This is a genomic window from Aminobacter sp. P4_D5, from assembly GCF_056401815.1.
The window spans coordinates 1-506 of sequence record NZ_JBFUIP010001469.1; the positions used below are offsets into that span (position 1 = coordinate 1).

The following is a 506-nucleotide window of genomic DNA, read 5'->3' on the forward strand; positions in this document are numbered from 1 at the left end:
GGGCGTCGGCTATCGCGACCAGGCATCGCGCGACCGCTTCCAGGGCAATCGCGGCCGGGATGCGGGGGCGCGGGAGCAGTTCCGCGGTCGCGCCCAGCAATTGCCAGCCGGCGGCTATCAGGGCGGCAGGCAGGGCGGCCTGGATGGCATCGGACGGGGCGGCGACGTCAGGGCCGCTTCCGATCGCGGCGCGGCAAGCCGCGGCGGGTCCTTCGGCGGCGGCCGAGGATCGGGCGGCTATGGCGGCGCGGGCGGCTTCGGCGGTGGTGGTGGCTATGGCGGCCGCGGCGGTGGTGGTGGTGGCTTCGGTGGCGGTGGCGGCTCCCGGGGAGGCGGCGGCCGCGGAGGAGGAAGGCGATGAGGGTCATGGCCATGGGGATCATCCGCGTCGGCCTTCTCGGGGCCTTGCTCGTCACCTCTGCCGCCTTCGGCCAGCCCTCGCAGCCGCCGGCGCCGAATGCGCCCAGCGCCACGGTCCTGTCCGAGCGCTTTGCCTCGCCCGAGGA

The 506-nt window shown here is 75.7% G+C and carries 1 pseudogene; it reads left to right on the plus strand.

The features are described from left to right. Window positions 1-361: pseudogene (locus tag AC1DWF_RS39010) on the plus strand (cold-shock protein); the annotation flags it as partial. Window positions 362-506 lie beyond the last annotated feature (145 nt).